Here is a 15,442-nt window from a genome sequence, read left to right on the forward strand (position 1 = left end):
GCTATGTTAAACCGCGAGCTCGAAGTCACCCTCAATCTTGCCTTCAAGGAGGCCCGTTCGAAGCGTCATGAATTCATGACCGTCGAGCACCTGCTGCTGGCACTTTTGGATAACGAAGCTGCCGCCACCGTTCTACGTGCGTGCGGCGCCAACCTCGACAAACTCAAGCATGACCTGCAGGAGTTTATCGACTCCACCACGCCACTGATCCCCGTGCATGACGAGGACCGTGAAACCCAGCCGACCCTGGGCTTTCAGCGGGTATTGCAGCGTGCTGTATTCCATGTACAGAGCTCCGGTAAGCGTGAAGTCACAGGCGCCAATGTGCTTGTGGCGATTTTCAGCGAACAGGAAAGCCAGGCAGTGTTCCTGCTCAAGCAGCAGAGCGTTGCTCGTATCGATGTCGTCAACTACATCGCCCACGGTATCTCCAAAGTGCCTGGGCACGGCGATCATTCCGAGGGTGAGCAGGATATGCAGGACGACGAGGGCGGTGAGTCTTCTTCTTCGGGCAATCCACTGGATGCCTATGCCAGCAACCTCAATGAACTGGCGCGCCAGGGGCGGATCGATCCGCTGGTGGGGCGTGAACTTGAAGTTGAACGCGTAGCGCAGATCCTTGCACGTCGTCGCAAGAACAATCCGTTGCTGGTGGGTGAGGCGGGCGTGGGTAAAACTGCGATTGCCGAAGGCCTGGCCAAACGCATTGTCGACAACCAGGTGCCTGACCTGCTGGCCAACAGCGTCGTTTACTCCCTGGACCTGGGCGCGTTGCTCGCCGGGACCAAGTACCGTGGCGATTTCGAGAAGCGCTTCAAGGCGTTGCTCGGCGAACTGAAAAAACGCCCGCAGGCGATTCTGTTTATTGATGAGATCCACACCATCATCGGTGCCGGTGCTGCATCCGGTGGCGTGATGGACGCCTCCAACCTGCTCAAGCCGTTGCTGTCGTCGGGTGATATCCGCTGCATCGGCTCGACCACGTTCCAGGAGTTCCGCGGCATCTTCGAAAAAGACCGTGCCCTGGCGCGTCGCTTCCAGAAAGTCGACGTGTCCGAGCCGTCGGTTGAAGACACCATCGGCATCCTGCGCGGTCTCAAGGGGCGTTTCGAGGCGCACCACGGCATCGAGTACACCGATGAAGCCCTGCGTTCGGCGGCTGAGCTGGCGTCGCGCTACATCAATGATCGGCACATGCCCGACAAAGCTATCGATGTGATTGACGAGGCGGGCGCCTACCAGCGCCTGCAACCGGTCGAGAAGCGTGTGAAGCGTATTGATGTGCCTCAAGTCGAGGATATCGTGGCGAAGATCGCGCGGATTCCTCCGAAGCACGTCACCAGCTCCGATAAAGAGCTGCTGCGTAACCTGGAGCGCGACCTCAAGCTGACCGTATTCGGTCAGGATGCGGCCATCGACTCGCTGTCCACTGCGATCAAGCTGTCCCGTGCGGGTCTGAAGTCGCCGGACAAGCCTGTGGGTTCGTTCCTGTTCGCTGGCCCGACCGGCGTCGGCAAAACCGAGGCGGCGCGGCAGTTGGCCAAGGCCATGGGTATTGAGCTGGTGCGTTTCGACATGTCCGAATACATGGAGCGTCACACTGTGTCGCGCCTGATCGGTGCGCCTCCGGGCTATGTCGGTTTCGACCAGGGCGGCCTGTTGACCGAAGCCATCACCAAGCAGCCGCATTGCGTGTTGCTGCTCGATGAAATCGAGAAGGCCCACCCGGAAGTCTTCAATCTGCTGCTGCAGGTGATGGATCACGGGACCCTGACCGATAACAACGGGCGCAAGGCGGACTTCCGCAACGTGATCGTAATCATGACCACCAACGCAGGTGCCGAAACGGCTGCGCGGGCTTCGATTGGCTTCACGCATCAGGATCACTCGTCCGATGCGATGGAAGTCATCAAGAAGAGCTTTACGCCGGAGTTCCGCAACCGTCTGGACACCATTATCCAATTTGGTCGCCTCAGCCATGAGGTTATCAAGAGCGTGGTGGACAAGTTCCTCACCGAACTTCAGGCGCAGTTGGAAGACAAGCGCGTACAGCTGGATGTCACGGACGCGGCGCGCAACTGGCTGGCGGAAGGTGGCTACGACGCGGCAATGGGCGCTCGCCCAATGGCGCGCCTGATCCAGGACAAGATCAAACGGCCGCTGGCCGAGGAGATCCTGTTCGGCGAGTTATCCGACCATGGTGGCGTGGTGCATATCGATCTGAAGGACGGCGAGCTGACCTTCGAGTTCGAGACTACGGCGGAAATGGCCTGATAGTTGATCGCAACAAAGCAAAAGGCGCCGAAAGGCGCCTTTTTGCTTTCTCTGGTAGTGCGATGCTGTCTTTAGGTCAATAGAGATCAAATGTGGGAGCTGGCTTGCCTGCGATAGCGGTGTGCCAGGCAAGGAATTCTTCCCTGATCCGCCGCTATCGCAGGCAAGCCAGCTCCCACAAGGTCAAGCGGCGACTGTTAAATTGCGCACAAACAAAAACGCCCGGCATAACCGGGCGTTTTGTATTGACTTGCTTAGCGAGCGCGGTAAGTGATGCGCCCTTTGCTCAAGTCATAGGGCGTCAGCTCGACGCGCACTTTGTCACCGGTAAGAATACGAATGTAGTTCTTGCGCATCTTGCCGGAGATATGCGCGGTTACGACGTGCCCATTTTCCAACTCCACACGAAACATGGTGTTGGGCAGGGTGTCGACGACAGTGCCTTCCATTTCGAAGCTGTCTTCTTTCGACATGCAGTAAAGCCCTCGGTATCCAGTGAATGGCCCGGTGCAACTGCGCCAGGCAAAAGCGGCGTGCATTGTGCCCGAAAAAGGGTGTTTAAGCCAAGGGGTTCTAGTTAAGCGTGACCCATCTTTGATTAATCAGTAGCTCAATCGGCCGATATTGGGTCTTGTAGTTCATTTTTTTGCAGTTTTTGATCCAGTAGCCGAGGTACACCGCCTCCAGCTCCAGACGCAGGGCTTCGCTGATTTGCCACAGGATTGCGAAACGCCCCAGGCTGCGGCGTTCTTCGGCGGGTTCATAGAAGGTGTAGACCGCTGACAGACCGTTGGGCAGCAGGTCGGTCACCGCCACGGCCAGCAGTCGGCCATCAAGGCGGAACTCATAGAAGCGCGAGAAGGGCAGGTCGCGCACCAGGAACGTGGAAAACTGATCGCGGCTGGGTGGAAACATGTCGCCATCGGCATGACGTTGTTCGATGTAGCGCTGGTAAAGGTCGAAATACTCTTCGGTGTACCGCGGCTTGGTCGCTTTCACCGATAAGTCGGCATTACGCTTGAGGATGCGCTTCTGATTGCGGTCCGGCAAAAACTGCGCAACCGGGATGCGCGCCGGAACGCAGGCATTGCAGTTCTGGCAGTGAGGTCGGTACAGGTGGTCGCCGCTGCGCCGAAAACCCATTTCCGACAAATCGGCGTACACGTTTACATCCATGGGCTGGCTGGGGTCGAGGAACAGCGTGGTGGCCTGCTCATCGGGCAGATAGCTGCAAGAGTGGGCTTGAGTGGCATAAAACTTCAAGCGCGCCAGCTCGGTCATGATCAACCCTCGGGATAAGCTTTGAAATAAGTGTAAGCCAGGTGCGAGGATGTCGCCTAGGAAACCCACGACCCGGTGTTGGGTTGATCCAAATGATTACGTAGGAAGGCTGCGAACTCGTCGCGCGGTATGGCGCGGGCGCCCAGGCTGTGCAGGTGATCGTTGGGCATCTGGCAGTCGATCAGCACGAAACCCCAGTCTTGCAGTTGCCGGGTCAATGTCGCGAAGCCGACTTTCGATGCGTTATCGGCGCGGCTGAACATCGACTCGCCGAAGAACAGTTGGCCCATTGCCAATCCGTACAATCCGCCGACCAGCTTGCCGTCGTCCCATACCTCTACCGAATGTGCGATGCCACGCTGATGCAGCGCCAGGTAGGCGCTTTGTATGCCTTCGGTGATCCAGGTGCCATCAGCGTAGGCTCGGGGCGCTGCGCAGGCCTGAATGACGGCTGCGAAGTCCTGATCGAAGGTCACGGTGTAACGCTGTTGCCGCAGCAATTTACCCAGGCTGCGGGAAACATGTAGCTCGTCGGGGAATATCACCGTGCGCGGGTCTGGCGACCACCACAGGATCGGCTGGCCTTCCGAGAACCAGGGGAAGCAGCCATGGCGGTACGCCTGGATCAATCGTTCGGCCGACAGGTCGCCACCGGCGGCGAGCAGGCCATTGGGTTCGCGCATGGCCTTGGCCAGTGGCGGAAATGTCAGGGAGTCGCGTTGCAACCAGGTCAGCATGGCATCCGGGCTTACGGTAGGGGAGGGGAGTGGCAGGTTGGGCGCCTGCCGCACAAGGGGTGATTATTGTCGACGCAGCGCTGTGGGGCCAGCTCGAATCGGACTTTGGCGTGGATTGGCGTAAGCGGGTGTTTCTGCAACTCTGTGCGTGAGGCGTGGTCGTAATCGGGTTGGTGCCATGCAGGCCATTTGCCAAGCTTGCCTGGATTGGTAAAAACACCTCATAAGCCTTTGTCAGCAAAGACAATGCGTGCTCAAATTGAACATGCTGTGACACTTGAACTGTCTATGCTGCTCGGTAAGGGGCAAGTGCGTGGCATCGGGGGCACAAACCCGTACAATGCGGCCATTGTGGCGTTATCGCCATTTCATCCCGCAACCGCCCAGTGTTAAAAGTAGATTCAACGACGTTCGTTCATTTTTCAGCTGCTCGGATTGGGCAGTATTTACAGTTATTCAACAGATGGACGCGCTAAAGCGCAGGAATAGACCCGTTTTGAAGAAATCCGCCGCAACACCTAAAGCAGCAGTCGTGCCGGCCTGGCGTCAGCACCTGCATTATCGACTCAAGGAAGGTGCGCTGATCGCTATCGGTGCCCTTTGCCTGTTCCTGATGATGGCCTTGCTTACGTACGGCAAGGACGATCCGGGCTGGAGTCACAACAGCAAGATCGAAGACGTGCAGAACTTCGGCGGCCCCGCCGGTTCCTACAGCGCCGACATCCTGTTCATGGTGCTGGGTTACTTCGCTTACATCTTCCCGTTGCTGCTGGCGATCAAGACCTGGCAGATCTTCCGCCAGCGCCACGAGCCGTGGCAGTGGAGCGGCTGGCTGTTCTCCTGGCGCTTGATCGGCCTGGTGTTTTTGGTGCTGTCCGGCGCGGCCCTGGCCCATATCCATTTTCATGCGCCTACCGGCCTGCCGGCAGGCGCGGGCGGGGCGCTGGGCGAAAGCCTGGGCGACCTGGCGCGCAGGACCCTGAATATCCAGGGCAGCACGCTGATGTTCATCGCGCTGTTCCTGTTTGGCCTCACCGTGTTCACTGACCTGTCATGGTTCAAGGTGATGGACGTGACCGGCAAGATTACGCTGGACCTGTTCGAACTGTTCCAGGGCGCCGCCAACCGCTGGTGGGCCGCCCGTGTCGACCGCAAGCGCATGGTTGCGCAATTGCGTGAGGTGGACACCCGCGTCAACGAAGTCGTAGCCCCAAGCACGCCGGACCGTCGCGAACAGGCCAAGGTCAAGGAGCGCCTGATCGAACGCGAGCAGGCCCTGAGCAAACACATGTCGGACCGCGAAAAGCAGGTGCCGCCAGTGATCGCGCCTGCACCACCCAAGGCCCCCGAGCCCAGCCATCGCGTACAAAAAGAGAAGCAGGCACCGTTGTTTATTGACAGCGCTGTCGAAGGCACCTTGCCGCCGATCTCGATTCTCGACCCGGCTGAAAAGAAACAGCTCAATTATTCCCCGGAATCCCTGGCGGCCGTCGGTCACTTGTTGGAAATCAAACTCAAGGAATTCGGCGTTGAAGTCGCGGTGGACTCCATCCACCCCGGTCCAGTGATTACCCGTTACGAAATCCAACCGGCTGCTGGCGTGAAGGTCAGCCGTATCGCCAACCTGGCGAAGGACTTGGCCCGTTCCCTGGCCGTGACCAGTGTGCGTGTGGTGGAAGTGATCCCGGGCAAGACCACCGTGGGTATCGAGATTCCCAACGAAGACCGTCAGATCGTGCGCTTCTCCGAAGTGCTGTCGACGCCGGAATATGACAACTTCAAATCGCCGGTCACCTTGGCCCTCGGTCATGACATCGGCGGCAAGCCGGTGATCACCGACCTGGCGAAAATGCCTCACTTGCTGGTGGCTGGTACCACCGGTTCCGGTAAGTCGGTGGGTGTGAACGCAATGATCCTGTCGATCCTGTTCAAGTCCGGCCCGGAAGACGCCAAGCTGATCATGATCGACCCGAAGATGTTGGAACTGTCGATCTACGAAGGCATTCCGCACCTGTTGTGTCCGGTGGTCACCGACATGAAGGACGCCGCCAACGCCTTGCGCTGGAGCGTCGCCGAGATGGAGCGTCGCTACAAGCTGATGGCGAAGATGGGCGTACGTAACTTGTCGGGCTTCAATGCCAAGATCAAGGAAGCCCACGAGCGCGGCGAGACCATTGATGATCCGTTGTACAAGCGTGAAAGCATTCACGACGAAGCGCCGAAACTGACCAAGCTGCCAACCATCGTGGTGGTGGTCGACGAATTTGCCGACATGATGATGATCGTTGGCAAGAAGGTCGAAGAACTGATCGCCCGTATTGCCCAGAAGGCCCGTGCGGCTGGCATTCACTTGATCCTGGCCACCCAGCGTCCGTCGGTGGATGTGATCACCGGCCTGATCAAGGCCAACATACCGACGCGCATGGCGTTCCAAGTGTCGAGCAAGATCGACTCGCGGACCATCATCGACCAGGGCGGCGCCGAACAATTGCTTGGCCACGGTGACATGCTCTACATGCCGCCCGGCACCAGCTTGCCGATCCGGGTTCACGGCGCGTTCGTTTCCGACGATGAAGTACATCGCGTGGTGGAAGCCTGGAAACTGCGCGGCGCGCCTGAGTACAACGACGATATCCTCAACGGCGTCGAGGAAGCTGGCAGCGGCTTTGAGAATGGCGGCGGCGGTGGTGACGACGATGCTGAAACCGACGCCCTCTACGACGAAGCCGTGGCGTTCGTGCTGGAAAGCCGTCGCGCCTCGATCTCCGCTGTACAACGCAAACTGAAAATCGGCTACAACCGCGCCGCCCGCATGATCGAAGCCATGGAAATGGCCGGCGTCGTGACCGCCATGAACACCAACGGCTCGCGTGAAGTCATCGCCCCCGGGCAGATGCGCGACTGATCCCGCGCTGTGTGGCAACACACGGCGCGCCCTGACACTCAATGAGGACTCCCATGCGTCTTATCCGCATGCTGTTGTTGCCGGCACTGGCCCTGACCGCTGTTTCGGCTCACGCTGATCCGGCCTCCGTCGCCAGCCTGAAGAACCTGTTGGACAAATCCCAGACCCTGACCGCGCGCTTCTCCCAGTTGACCCTGGATGCCGGTGGCACTCAGTTGCAGGAAACTGCGGGTGAGATGGCTGTGCAGCGTCCTGGCTTGTTCTACTGGCACACGGAAGGGAAGGCCGAGCAGACCATCGTCTCCGACGGCCAGAAGGTCACCCTGTGGGACCCTGACCTGGAACAGGCAACCATCAAGAAGCTGGACCCACGCCTGAACCAGACACCGGCACTGTTGCTGTCGGGTGACGTGTCGAAAATCAACGACAGCTTCGACATCACCTCCAAGCAAACCAGCAACGTGATCGAGTTCACCCTCAAGCCGAAATCCAAGGACACGCTGTTTGACACGCTGTCCCTGTCGTTCGGCAATGGCGTGATCAACAACATGCGCCTGGTCGACAGCGTCGGCCAGCGTACCGATATCCTGTTCTCCGGGGTCAAGGCCAACCAGCCGGTGCCGGCCTCCAAGTTCAAGTTCGACATCCCCAAGGGTGCCGACGTGATCCAGGAATAACCTGCCGAGAGGTTTCAGACGCTGCCCATGGATCTGTTTCGAAGTGACCCGATTGCTCAGCCCCTGGCCGCGCGCTTGCGCTCGACCAACCTGGATGAGTACGTCGGGCAGGAACACCTGCTCGCTCGCGGTAAGCCACTGCGCGAAGCCTTGGAGCAGGGTGCGCTGCACTCGATGATTTTCTGGGGGCCGCCGGGGGTGGGTAAAACCACCCTGGCGCGGCTCCTGGCGAAAGTCTCGGACGCTCACTTCGAAACGGTCTCGGCGGTACTGGCCGGGGTCAAGGAGATCCGCCAGGCGGTGGATGTCGCCAAGCAGCAGGCCGGGCAATACGGCAAGCGCACCATCCTGTTCGTCGATGAAGTGCATCGCTTCAACAAATCGCAGCAGGATGCGTTTTTGCCGTATGTCGAAGACGGCACGCTGATTTTTATCGGCGCCACCACCGAAAACCCTTCGTTTGAACTCAATAACGCCTTGCTCTCGCGGGCGCGGGTCTATGTGCTCAAGAGCCTGGACGAAGCGGCGATGCAAAAGCTGCTGCAGCGTGCCTTGAACGAAGACAAGGGCCTGGGCAAGCGCCACCTGAGTGTCGGCGATGCAGCCTTCAAGATTTTGCTGACCGCCGCCGACGGTGACGGCCGGCGCTTTCTCAACCTGCTGGAAAACGCCTCCGACCTGGCCGAAGACGGCAGCGAGATTGGCGTCGACCTCCTGCAAAGCCTGCTCGGCGACACCCGCCGTCGTTTCGACAAAGGCGGGGAAGCGTTCTACGACCAGATCTCGGCGCTGCACAAATCCGTGCGCGGTTCCAACCCGGACGGTGCGCTGTACTGGTTCGCGCGCATGATCGACGGTGGTTGCGACCCGCTGTACCTGGCGCGCCGCGTGGTGCGCATGGCCAGCGAAGATATTGGTAACGCCGACCCGCGTGCCCTGAGCCTGTGCCTGGCCGCGTGGGAGGTGCAGGAACGCCTCGGTAGCCCGGAAGGCGAGCTGGCGGTGGCCCAGGCCATCACTTACCTGGCCTGCGCGCCGAAAAGCAACGCGGTGTACATGGGGTTCAAATCGGCCTTGCGCGCCGCCGCCGAACACGGCTCCCTCGAAGTGCCGCTGCACCTGCGCAATGCGCCGACCAAGCTGATGAAGCAACTGGGTTACGGCGACGAATACCGCTATGCCCATGACGAGCCAGACGCCTATGCCGCTGGCGAAGACTATTTTCCCGACGCGCTTGAACCGCAACCGTTCTACCAGCCGGTACCCCGTGGCCTGGAGCTGAAGATCGGTGAAAAACTCAATCACCTAGCCCAACTCGATCGACTCAGCCCCAGACAGCGGAGAAAGTAGTGCTCAAGACGATTCTTGCCGTGTCGGTAGCCGGCATCGCTGGTACATTATTGCGTTTCGCCACTGGTATGTGGGTCAGCGCCAATTGGCCAAGGCATTTTTATACGGCGACGCTGGCGGTCAATCTGGTGGGCTGCTTGATTATCGGGTTGCTGTACGGCTGGTTCCTGTTACGCCCGGAAGTGCCGATTGAAATTCGCGCCGGCTTGATTGTTGGCTTTGTAGGCGGTCTGACGACCTTTTCATCCTTTTCACTGGATACGGTGCGCCTGCTGGAAAGCGGGCAAGCCCTGGTAGCCTTCGGTTACCTGGGCATCAGCGTGTTCGGCGGGCTGCTCGCTACCTGGGCTGGCCTGTCCTTGACCAAACTTTGATAAACGAGAGACCGACATGCTCGATTCCAAACTGTTACGTAGCAACCTTCAGGACGTAGCGGACCGCCTGGCATCCCGTGGCTTTGCCTTGGATGTTGCGCGCATCGAAGCGCTGGAAGAACAGCGCAAGACCGTCCAGACCCGCACCGAAGCACTGCAGGCTGAGCGAAATGCGCGTTCCAAATCCATTGGCCAGGCCAAGCAGCGCGGGGAAGATATCGCGCCGCTGATGGCGGACGTCGAGCGTATGGGCACTGAGCTGTCCGACGGTAAAGTCGAGCTGGAAGGTATCCAGACCGAGCTGGACTCCATCCTGCTGGGCATTCCCAACATTCCCCATGAGTCCGTGCCGGTCGGTGAAGACGAAGACGGCAACGTCGAAGTGCGTCGCTGGGGTACGCCAAAAGCCTTTGATTTCGAGGTCAAGGACCACGTTGCCCTGGGCGAGTTGACCGGTGGCCTGGATTTCGAAACCGCGGCCAAGATGTCCGGCGCACGCTTCTCCTTGTTGCGTGGCCCGGTTGCCCGCCTGCACCGCGCCCTGGCGCAGTTCATGATCAACCTGCATACCGGCGAGCACGGTTACGAAGAGGCCTACACGCCTTACCTGGTGCAGGCCCCGGCGTTGATGGGCACTAGCCAACTGCCGAAGTTCGAAGAAGATCTGTTCAAGATCAGCCGCGACGGCGAAGCCGACCTGTATCTGATCCCGACCGCCGAAGTGTCGCTGACCAACATCGTGGCCGGCGAGATTCTCGACGCCAAGCAACTGCCGTTGAAGTTCGTGGCCCACAGCCCGTGCTTCCGTAGCGAAGCCGGTGCATCGGGTCGCGACACCCGCGGCATGATCCGCCAGCACCAGTTCGACAAGGTCGAGATGGTGCAGATCGTCGAGCCGTCGACCTCGATGGAAGCCCTCGAAGGCCTGACCGCCAACGCCGAGCGCGTCCTGCAACTGCTGGAGCTGCCGTACCGCGTGTTGGCGCTGTGCACTGGCGACATGGGTTTCAGCGCCGTGAAGACCTACGATCTCGAAGTGTGGGTGCCGAGCCAGGACAAGTACCGCGAGATCTCGTCGTGCTCCAACTGCGGCGATTTCCAGGCCCGCCGTATGCAAGCGCGTTTCCGCAACCCGGAAACCGGCAAGCCGGAACTGGTGCACACCCTCAACGGTTCGGGCCTGGCTGTTGGCCGTACCTTGGTCGCGGTGCTGGAAAACTACCAGCAGGCTGACGGTTCGATCCGTGTACCTGAAGTGCTCAAGCCGTACATGGCGGGCGTTGAGGTCATCGGCTAAATGGAATTTCTGCCGCTGTTTCATAACCTGCGCGGCAGTCGTGTGTTGGTCGTCGGTGGCGGGGAGATTGCCTTGCGCAAATCCCGGCTGCTGGCCGATGCCGGTGCGTTGCTGCGGGTGGTTGCTCCCCAGATCGAAGACCAGCTTAAAGAGCTGGTACTGGGCAGTGGCGGGGAATTGATTTTGCGCGGTTATCAGGAGGCGGACCTTGATGGCTGCACCCTGATCATCGCCGCGACCGACGACGAATCGCTGAACGCGCAAGTGTCCAGCGATGCCAAGCGCCGTTGCGTGCCGGTCAATGTGGTGGACGCGCCGGCCTTGTGCAGCGTGATCTTCCCGGCGATTGTCGACCGCTCGCCGTTGGTGATTGCCGTCTCCAGCGGCGGCGATGCGCCGGTGCTGGCGCGTCTGATCCGAGCCAAACTGGAAACCTGGATTCCCTCGACCTACGGTCAACTGGCCGGGCTGGCGGCGCGTTTTCGTGCCCAGGTCAAAGGCCTGTACCCGGATGTGCAGCAGCGCCGCGCGTTCTGGGAAGACGTTTTTCAAGGCCCGATTGCCGACCGTCAACTGGCCGGGCAGGGCGATGAAGCCGAGCGCTTGTTGATCGAAAAGGTCAACGGCGCGCCGCCGTATGCGCCCGGCGAGGTGTATTTGGTGGGCGCAGGCCCAGGTGATCCGGACCTGCTGACTTTCCGCGCCCTGCGCTTGATGCAACAAGCCGATGTGGTGCTGTATGACCGCTTGGTGGCGCCGGCCATTCTTGAATTGTGCCGTCGCGATGCTGAGCGCGTGTATGTCGGCAAGCGTCGCGCCGACCATGCTGTGCCCCAGGACCGGATCAACCAGCAATTGGTGGACTTGGCCAAGCAAGGCAAGCGTGTACTGCGGCTTAAAGGTGGCGACCCGTTCATCTTTGGCCGTGGTGGCGAAGAGATCGAGGAACTGGCGGCCCATGGCATCCCGTTCCAGGTGGTGCCGGGGATCACGGCGGCCAGTGGTTGCGCGGCGTATGCCGGGATTCCGCTGACCCACCGCGACTATGCGCAATCGGTACGTTTTATCACCGGGCATTTGAAAGACGGGACGTCGGACCTGCCTTGGCATGACTTGGTGGGGCCGTCGCAGACCCTGGTGTTCTACATGGGGTTGATTGGCTTGCCGATCATCTGCGAACAGCTGATCAAGCATGGGCGTGCGGCGGATACGCCGGCGGCGTTGATCCAGCAAGGCACTACGTCCAATCAGCGTGTGTTTACCGGCACCTTGGCGGATTTGCCGCGCATGGTGGCGGAGCATGAAGTGCATGCGCCGACATTGGTGATCGTTGGTGAGGTGGTGGTGCTACGCGAGAAGCTCAAGTGGTTTGAAGGCGCCCAGTCTCAGGTCTGAAGCTTTTCAAAAGCATCGGGGGCAAGCCCCCTCCCACATTTGAAATGTATTCCAATGTGGGAGGGGGCTTGCCCCCGATGAGGCCTTCAATCACCCCAAATGATCTGGATCATCTCCAGACGCCTTTGCCATTCAGTCGCTCACGATCATGCTTGCCATCAAACGCCTGCAACGGCCCCTTAGGCACAATCCCCGTCGGATTGATCGTCCGATGACTCGCGTAGTAATGCCCCTTGATGTGCGTAAAATCCACTGTCTCGGCCACCCCCGGCCACTGATACATCTCCCTTAGCCAGTTCGACAAGTTCGGATAATCCGCAATCCTGCGCAGGTTGCATTTGAAGTGGCTGTAATACACCGCATCAAAGCGAATCAGCGTGGTGAACAGTCGTACGTCGGCCTCGGTCAGGTATTCGCCAGCCAGGTAGCGATGCTCGTCCAGGTGTTGTTCCAGGTGGTCCAACTCGGCAAACACATCATCAAACGCAGCTTCGTACGCCTGCTGCGAAGTGGCAAAACCGGCGCGATACACACCATTGTTTACGGCGGGATAAATGCGCTCGTTCAAGGCCTCAATGGCCGGTCGCAACGACTCAGGGTAGAAGTCCTGCGTGTTGCCCGTCAGCTCGTTGAATGCACTGTTGAACATGCGGATGATTTCCGCCGATTCATTGCTGACGATGCGCTTGAGTTTCTTGTCCCACAGCACCGGCACCGTGACGCGGCCGGTGTAGTCGGTCGTGTCGGCGGTATAGCGTTGATGCATGAAGTCGAAATCATCCAGTTTGTCGCCGGTGGAACCGTGGGCCTTGTCGAAGGTCCAGCCGTTTTCCAGCATCAACCAACTGACCACCGACACATCGATCAGGCTTTCCAGGCCCTTGAGCTTGCGCAGGATCAAGGTGCGATGGGCCCAGGGGCAGGCGAGGGAGACATAGAGGTGATAACGGCCGGCTTCAGCCTTGAAGCCGCCTTCGCCGCTCGGGCCAGGCGCGCCGTCGGCGGTTACCCAGTGGCGACGTTGTGCCTGTTCCCGCTGGAAAGCACCGTCTGCGCTACTTTCGTACCACTGGTCTTTCCAGTGTCCTTCGATCAGTAAGCCCATGACTGGCTCCTTGGTTAATAAACGTAGGAGGCCAGTCTAAAGGGATGAGTTCGAACTAAAAGCGCAAAGACCCGAGGTTGATGATCGATTAAATCGATTTATTCCGTGCGTCCCAGTATTGCTGGGCCAATTCGAACGCCTGTTCCCGCGGGTGACCAAGGCCGCGCAAGGCCAGGGCCATGGTGGCGATCAGGGCCAGTTGCGGGTAGCTGTCTTCGACTTCACCGCGCCACAGTGCCTTCAAGTGCTCGGGTTCCAGGCTGGCCGGCTTGACGTGGCGCTGGGTGGAGAGGGCGGGCCACTCTTCGTCCCAGCTTTCGCCGTCGGTGGTGCCGTACAGATGGCTGATCGTGTCGGGGTTGATCTCGATCTCGCCGCCATCACCCTTCACCACGATCACGTTGTCGCCGAGCAGGCCACTGGCATCGCGGTGTACGCCTTGGTAACCCGGATGGAAAATACTTTGCAGGCCCAGGCGCGCATTCAATGGGTTGAGCAAACGCGCCAGGGAGTGGATCGGCGAACGCAGGCCCAGGGTGTTGCGCAGGTCGATCATGCGTTGCAGTTGCGGTGCCCAGTCACCCAGCGGGATAAACGCCAGATTGCCGTGCGCATAGGCGGCTTCCACCTGCTGCCAATTGCGGCACAACGGAATCTGCAAGCCGTCCAGCAATTGCTCGGTGTACAACCGGCCCGCTGTGTGGGCGCCGCCACCGTGCATCAGGATGCGCACACCATTTTGCGCCAGGCACTTGGCCGCCAGCAGGAACCACGGCAGGTGGCGTTTCTTGCCGGCGTAGGTTGGCCAATCGACATCCACGTTCAGTGCCGGGGCATTCAAACGCTCGCGCACGGCCTCAGTGAAGCCGGCGAGTTCTTCCGGGCTTTCTTCCTTGTGGCGCAGCAACATCAGGAAGGCGCCAAGCTGGGTGTCTTCGACTTTTTCGTCGAGTAACATGCCCATGGCTTCGCGGGCCTCTTCGCGGGTGAGGTTGCGCGCACCGCGCTTGCCTTTGCCCAGGATGCGTACGAACTGCGCAAAGGGGTGTTCGGCAGGGGTTTCAAGCGTCAGTGGGGCGAAGTCGGTCATAAGCAATTCGTCGGCCTGGGCAGGCCCGCCAACTTGGCGGCGAGTTTGGCGGGAGTGCCGTTGAACAGTTTGTTGAGGTGCAGGCTGTTGCCCTTTTCCGGGCCGAGTTTCAAGGCGGTGTACTTGATCAGCGGGCGCGTGGCGGGAGACAGCTGGAACTCGGCGTAGAAGCCGCGTAGCAGTTCGAGGATTTCCCAGTGGTCTGGCGTCAACACCAACGCTTCGGCGACGGCCAGGGCATTGGCGACCTCGGCCGACCATTCATTCAGGTCGACGAGGTAACCGTCCTTGTCCAGTTCGAGGGTACGTGACCCCACAGTCAGGGTGTTCATAGCCAACTGTTGACCTTGTCATAGTCGATCGACAGTTGCACAAAGCCTGGATAGTCCACGCTGTCCGCCCAGTCTGGCAGGGGCAGATTGCGCGCCTGCATATCTTCGGCCAGCACAAACACCTTCACGCCCTGGGTGTGCAAGGCCGGGGAGTGCAGGCCGTAAGCACCGTCGCCACAGAGCAGGATCGCGTCGTCGGCGCCGCAGACACGCAGGCAACTGGCGAGGCGGCTGTCGGTGAAGGGGGAGTGAGACACCACATGTAAAGTCGACATCAGAGGGTAATCACCTGGTCGTAACGGTCAATCAGCTTGGAAATGTCTTCATTGTCCAGCGCTTCGGCGCTGTCCGGGGGCGTTAGCCCGCGCTCGGTAAGACTATGGCGGCAGGCAAAGACATCATCGATGCCGAACAGCCCCAGTGCCTGCAGGTTGGCGCTCAGGTCTTTTTGCTGCACGGCCTTGGCGTCCTGGTGCGGTGCCAACTGGAACACGCCGTCATCCATGAACAATAAACCGATGGGCAGATCGAACGCGCCGCCGGCCAACACGATATCCAGTGCTTCGCGGGCGCTCGGCCCGGACCACGGTGCGCTGCGGCTGATCACCAATAGGGACTTGGACAT

At 59.9% G+C, this 15,442-nt stretch carries 15 protein-coding genes; 7 read left to right on the forward strand and 8 right to left on the reverse strand.

All coding sequences use genetic code 11. The features are described from left to right. The first annotated feature begins 3 nt into the window (after positions 1-3). Positions 4-2,274, forward strand: coding sequence for an ATP-dependent Clp protease ATP-binding subunit ClpA (gene clpA, locus AC07V4_RS06885; RefSeq protein ID WP_025858957.1), 2,271 nt, complete (start codon positions 4-6; stop codon positions 2,272-2,274). A 254-nt stretch (positions 2,275-2,528) separates the two neighbouring features. On the opposite strand, the gene infA is transcribed toward clpA, so the two are convergent. From infA to aat, 3 genes are all read right to left on the reverse strand, one after another. Next, entirely contained in the window at positions 2,529-2,747 is a 219-nt protein-coding gene (gene infA / locus AC07V4_RS06890) for a translation initiation factor IF-1 (protein ID WP_002553999.1), read from the reverse strand. 100 nt (positions 2,748-2,847) lie between these two features. Beyond that, on the reverse strand, positions 2,848-3,555 hold the full coding sequence (locus tag AC07V4_RS06895) for an arginyltransferase (protein ID WP_492635457.1): 708 nt from the start codon (positions 3,553-3,555) through the stop codon (positions 2,848-2,850). Between the two features lie 56 nt (positions 3,556-3,611). Next, the gene (aat, locus tag AC07V4_RS06900) at positions 3,612-4,292 is read right to left on the reverse strand and encodes a leucyl/phenylalanyl-tRNA--protein transferase (protein WP_492635456.1); all 681 of its coding nucleotides are present in this window, start codon (positions 4,290-4,292) and stop codon (positions 3,612-3,614) included. A 496-nt stretch (positions 4,293-4,788) separates the two neighbouring features. Here aat and AC07V4_RS06905 point away from each other — a divergent pair, with 496 nt between their 5' ends. Genes AC07V4_RS06905 through cysG form a run of 6 tightly spaced genes read left to right on the forward strand, consistent with a single transcriptional unit; the run spans position 4,789 to position 12,290 of the window. After that, on the forward strand, positions 4,789-7,197 hold the full coding sequence (locus AC07V4_RS06905) for a DNA translocase FtsK (protein WP_492635455.1): 2,409 nt from the start codon (positions 4,789-4,791) through the stop codon (positions 7,195-7,197). 53 nt (positions 7,198-7,250) lie between these two features. Next, entirely contained in the window at positions 7,251-7,874 is a 624-nt protein-coding gene (gene lolA / locus AC07V4_RS06910) for an outer membrane lipoprotein periplasmic chaperone LolA (RefSeq protein ID WP_016975527.1), read from the forward strand. Between the two features lie 27 nt (positions 7,875-7,901). Further along, positions 7,902-9,224, forward strand: a complete 1,323-nt coding sequence (locus AC07V4_RS06915; protein ID WP_492635454.1) for a replication-associated recombination protein A — start codon at positions 7,902-7,904, stop codon at positions 9,222-9,224. Further along, a complete protein-coding gene (crcB, locus tag AC07V4_RS06920) occupies positions 9,224-9,598 on the forward strand; it encodes a fluoride efflux transporter CrcB (protein WP_431749189.1) in 375 nt (124 codons plus the stop codon). Before AC07V4_RS06915 ends, crcB begins: the two co-directional genes overlap by 1 nt. 16 nt (positions 9,599-9,614) lie before the next feature. Then, entirely contained in the window at positions 9,615-10,895 is a 1,281-nt protein-coding gene (gene serS, locus AC07V4_RS06925; protein ID WP_492635453.1) for a serine--tRNA ligase, read from the forward strand. After that, complete coding sequence (gene cysG / locus AC07V4_RS06930) at positions 10,896-12,290, forward strand: siroheme synthase CysG (protein ID WP_431749191.1); 1,395 nt, start codon at positions 10,896-10,898, stop codon at positions 12,288-12,290. A gap of 109 nt (positions 12,291-12,399) precedes the next feature. Here cysG and AC07V4_RS06935 read toward each other — a convergent pair whose 3' ends face one another. The 5 genes from AC07V4_RS06935 to tusC form a co-directional block, all read right to left on the reverse strand. Continuing rightward, the gene (locus tag AC07V4_RS06935) at positions 12,400-13,395 is read right to left on the reverse strand and encodes a glutathione S-transferase family protein (RefSeq protein WP_492635452.1); all 996 of its coding nucleotides are present in this window, start codon (positions 13,393-13,395) and stop codon (positions 12,400-12,402) included. Between the two features lie 88 nt (positions 13,396-13,483). After that, positions 13,484-14,485, reverse strand: coding sequence for a glycosyl transferase family protein (locus tag AC07V4_RS06940; protein WP_492635451.1), 1,002 nt, complete (start codon positions 14,483-14,485; stop codon positions 13,484-13,486). Beyond that, positions 14,482-14,817, reverse strand: coding sequence for a TusE/DsrC/DsvC family sulfur relay protein (locus AC07V4_RS06945; RefSeq protein WP_492635450.1), 336 nt, complete (start codon positions 14,815-14,817; stop codon positions 14,482-14,484). Before AC07V4_RS06945 ends, AC07V4_RS06940 begins: the two co-directional genes overlap by 4 nt. Then, positions 14,814-15,092 carry a sulfurtransferase complex subunit TusB gene (tusB, locus tag AC07V4_RS06950; RefSeq protein WP_492635449.1) on the reverse strand — a complete coding sequence of 93 codons (279 nt, stop codon included), beginning with the start codon at positions 15,090-15,092 and terminating at the stop codon, positions 14,814-14,816. The genes AC07V4_RS06945 and tusB overlap by 4 nt, the downstream gene beginning before the upstream one ends. Further along, positions 15,092-15,442 (reverse strand): sulfurtransferase complex subunit TusC, encoded by a 351-nt coding sequence (gene tusC, locus AC07V4_RS06955; protein WP_492635448.1) that lies wholly within the window; start codon positions 15,440-15,442, stop codon positions 15,092-15,094. The genes tusB and tusC overlap by 1 nt, the downstream gene beginning before the upstream one ends.

The sequence above is a fragment of the Pseudomonas sp. GW821-FHT03A09 genome (assembly GCF_059421065.1).

Bases quoted from the DNA above. Each gene is read 5' to 3' on its own strand.
- clpA (WP_025858957.1), top strand. From the start codon at position 4: ATGTTAAACCGCGAGCTCGAAGTCACCCTCAATCTTGCCTTCAAGGAG.
- infA (WP_002553999.1), bottom strand. From the start codon at position 2,747: ATGTCGAAAGAAGACAGCTTCGAAATGGAAGGCACTGTCGTCGACACC.
- AC07V4_RS06895 (WP_492635457.1), bottom strand. From the start codon at position 3,555: ATGACCGAGCTGGCGCGCTTGAAGTTTTATGCCACTCAAGCCCACTCT.
- aat (WP_492635456.1), bottom strand. From the start codon at position 4,292: ATGCTGACCTGGTTGCAACGCGACTCCCTGACATTTCCGCCACTGGCC.
- lolA (WP_016975527.1), top strand. From the start codon at position 7,251: ATGCGTCTTATCCGCATGCTGTTGTTGCCGGCACTGGCCCTGACCGCT.
- AC07V4_RS06915 (WP_492635454.1), top strand. From the start codon at position 7,902: ATGGATCTGTTTCGAAGTGACCCGATTGCTCAGCCCCTGGCCGCGCGC.
- serS (WP_492635453.1), top strand. From the start codon at position 9,615: ATGCTCGATTCCAAACTGTTACGTAGCAACCTTCAGGACGTAGCGGAC.
- cysG (WP_431749191.1), top strand. From the start codon at position 10,896: ATGGAATTTCTGCCGCTGTTTCATAACCTGCGCGGCAGTCGTGTGTTG.
- AC07V4_RS06935 (WP_492635452.1), bottom strand. From the start codon at position 13,395: ATGGGCTTACTGATCGAAGGACACTGGAAAGACCAGTGGTACGAAAGT.
- AC07V4_RS06940 (WP_492635451.1), bottom strand. From the start codon at position 14,485: ATGACCGACTTCGCCCCACTGACGCTTGAAACCCCTGCCGAACACCCC.
- AC07V4_RS06945 (WP_492635450.1), bottom strand. From the start codon at position 14,817: ATGAACACCCTGACTGTGGGGTCACGTACCCTCGAACTGGACAAGGAC.
- tusB (WP_492635449.1), bottom strand. From the start codon at position 15,092: ATGTCGACTTTACATGTGGTGTCTCACTCCCCCTTCACCGACAGCCGC.
- tusC (WP_492635448.1), bottom strand. From the start codon at position 15,442: ATGTCCAAGTCCCTATTGGTGATCAGCCGCAGCGCACCGTGGTCCGGG.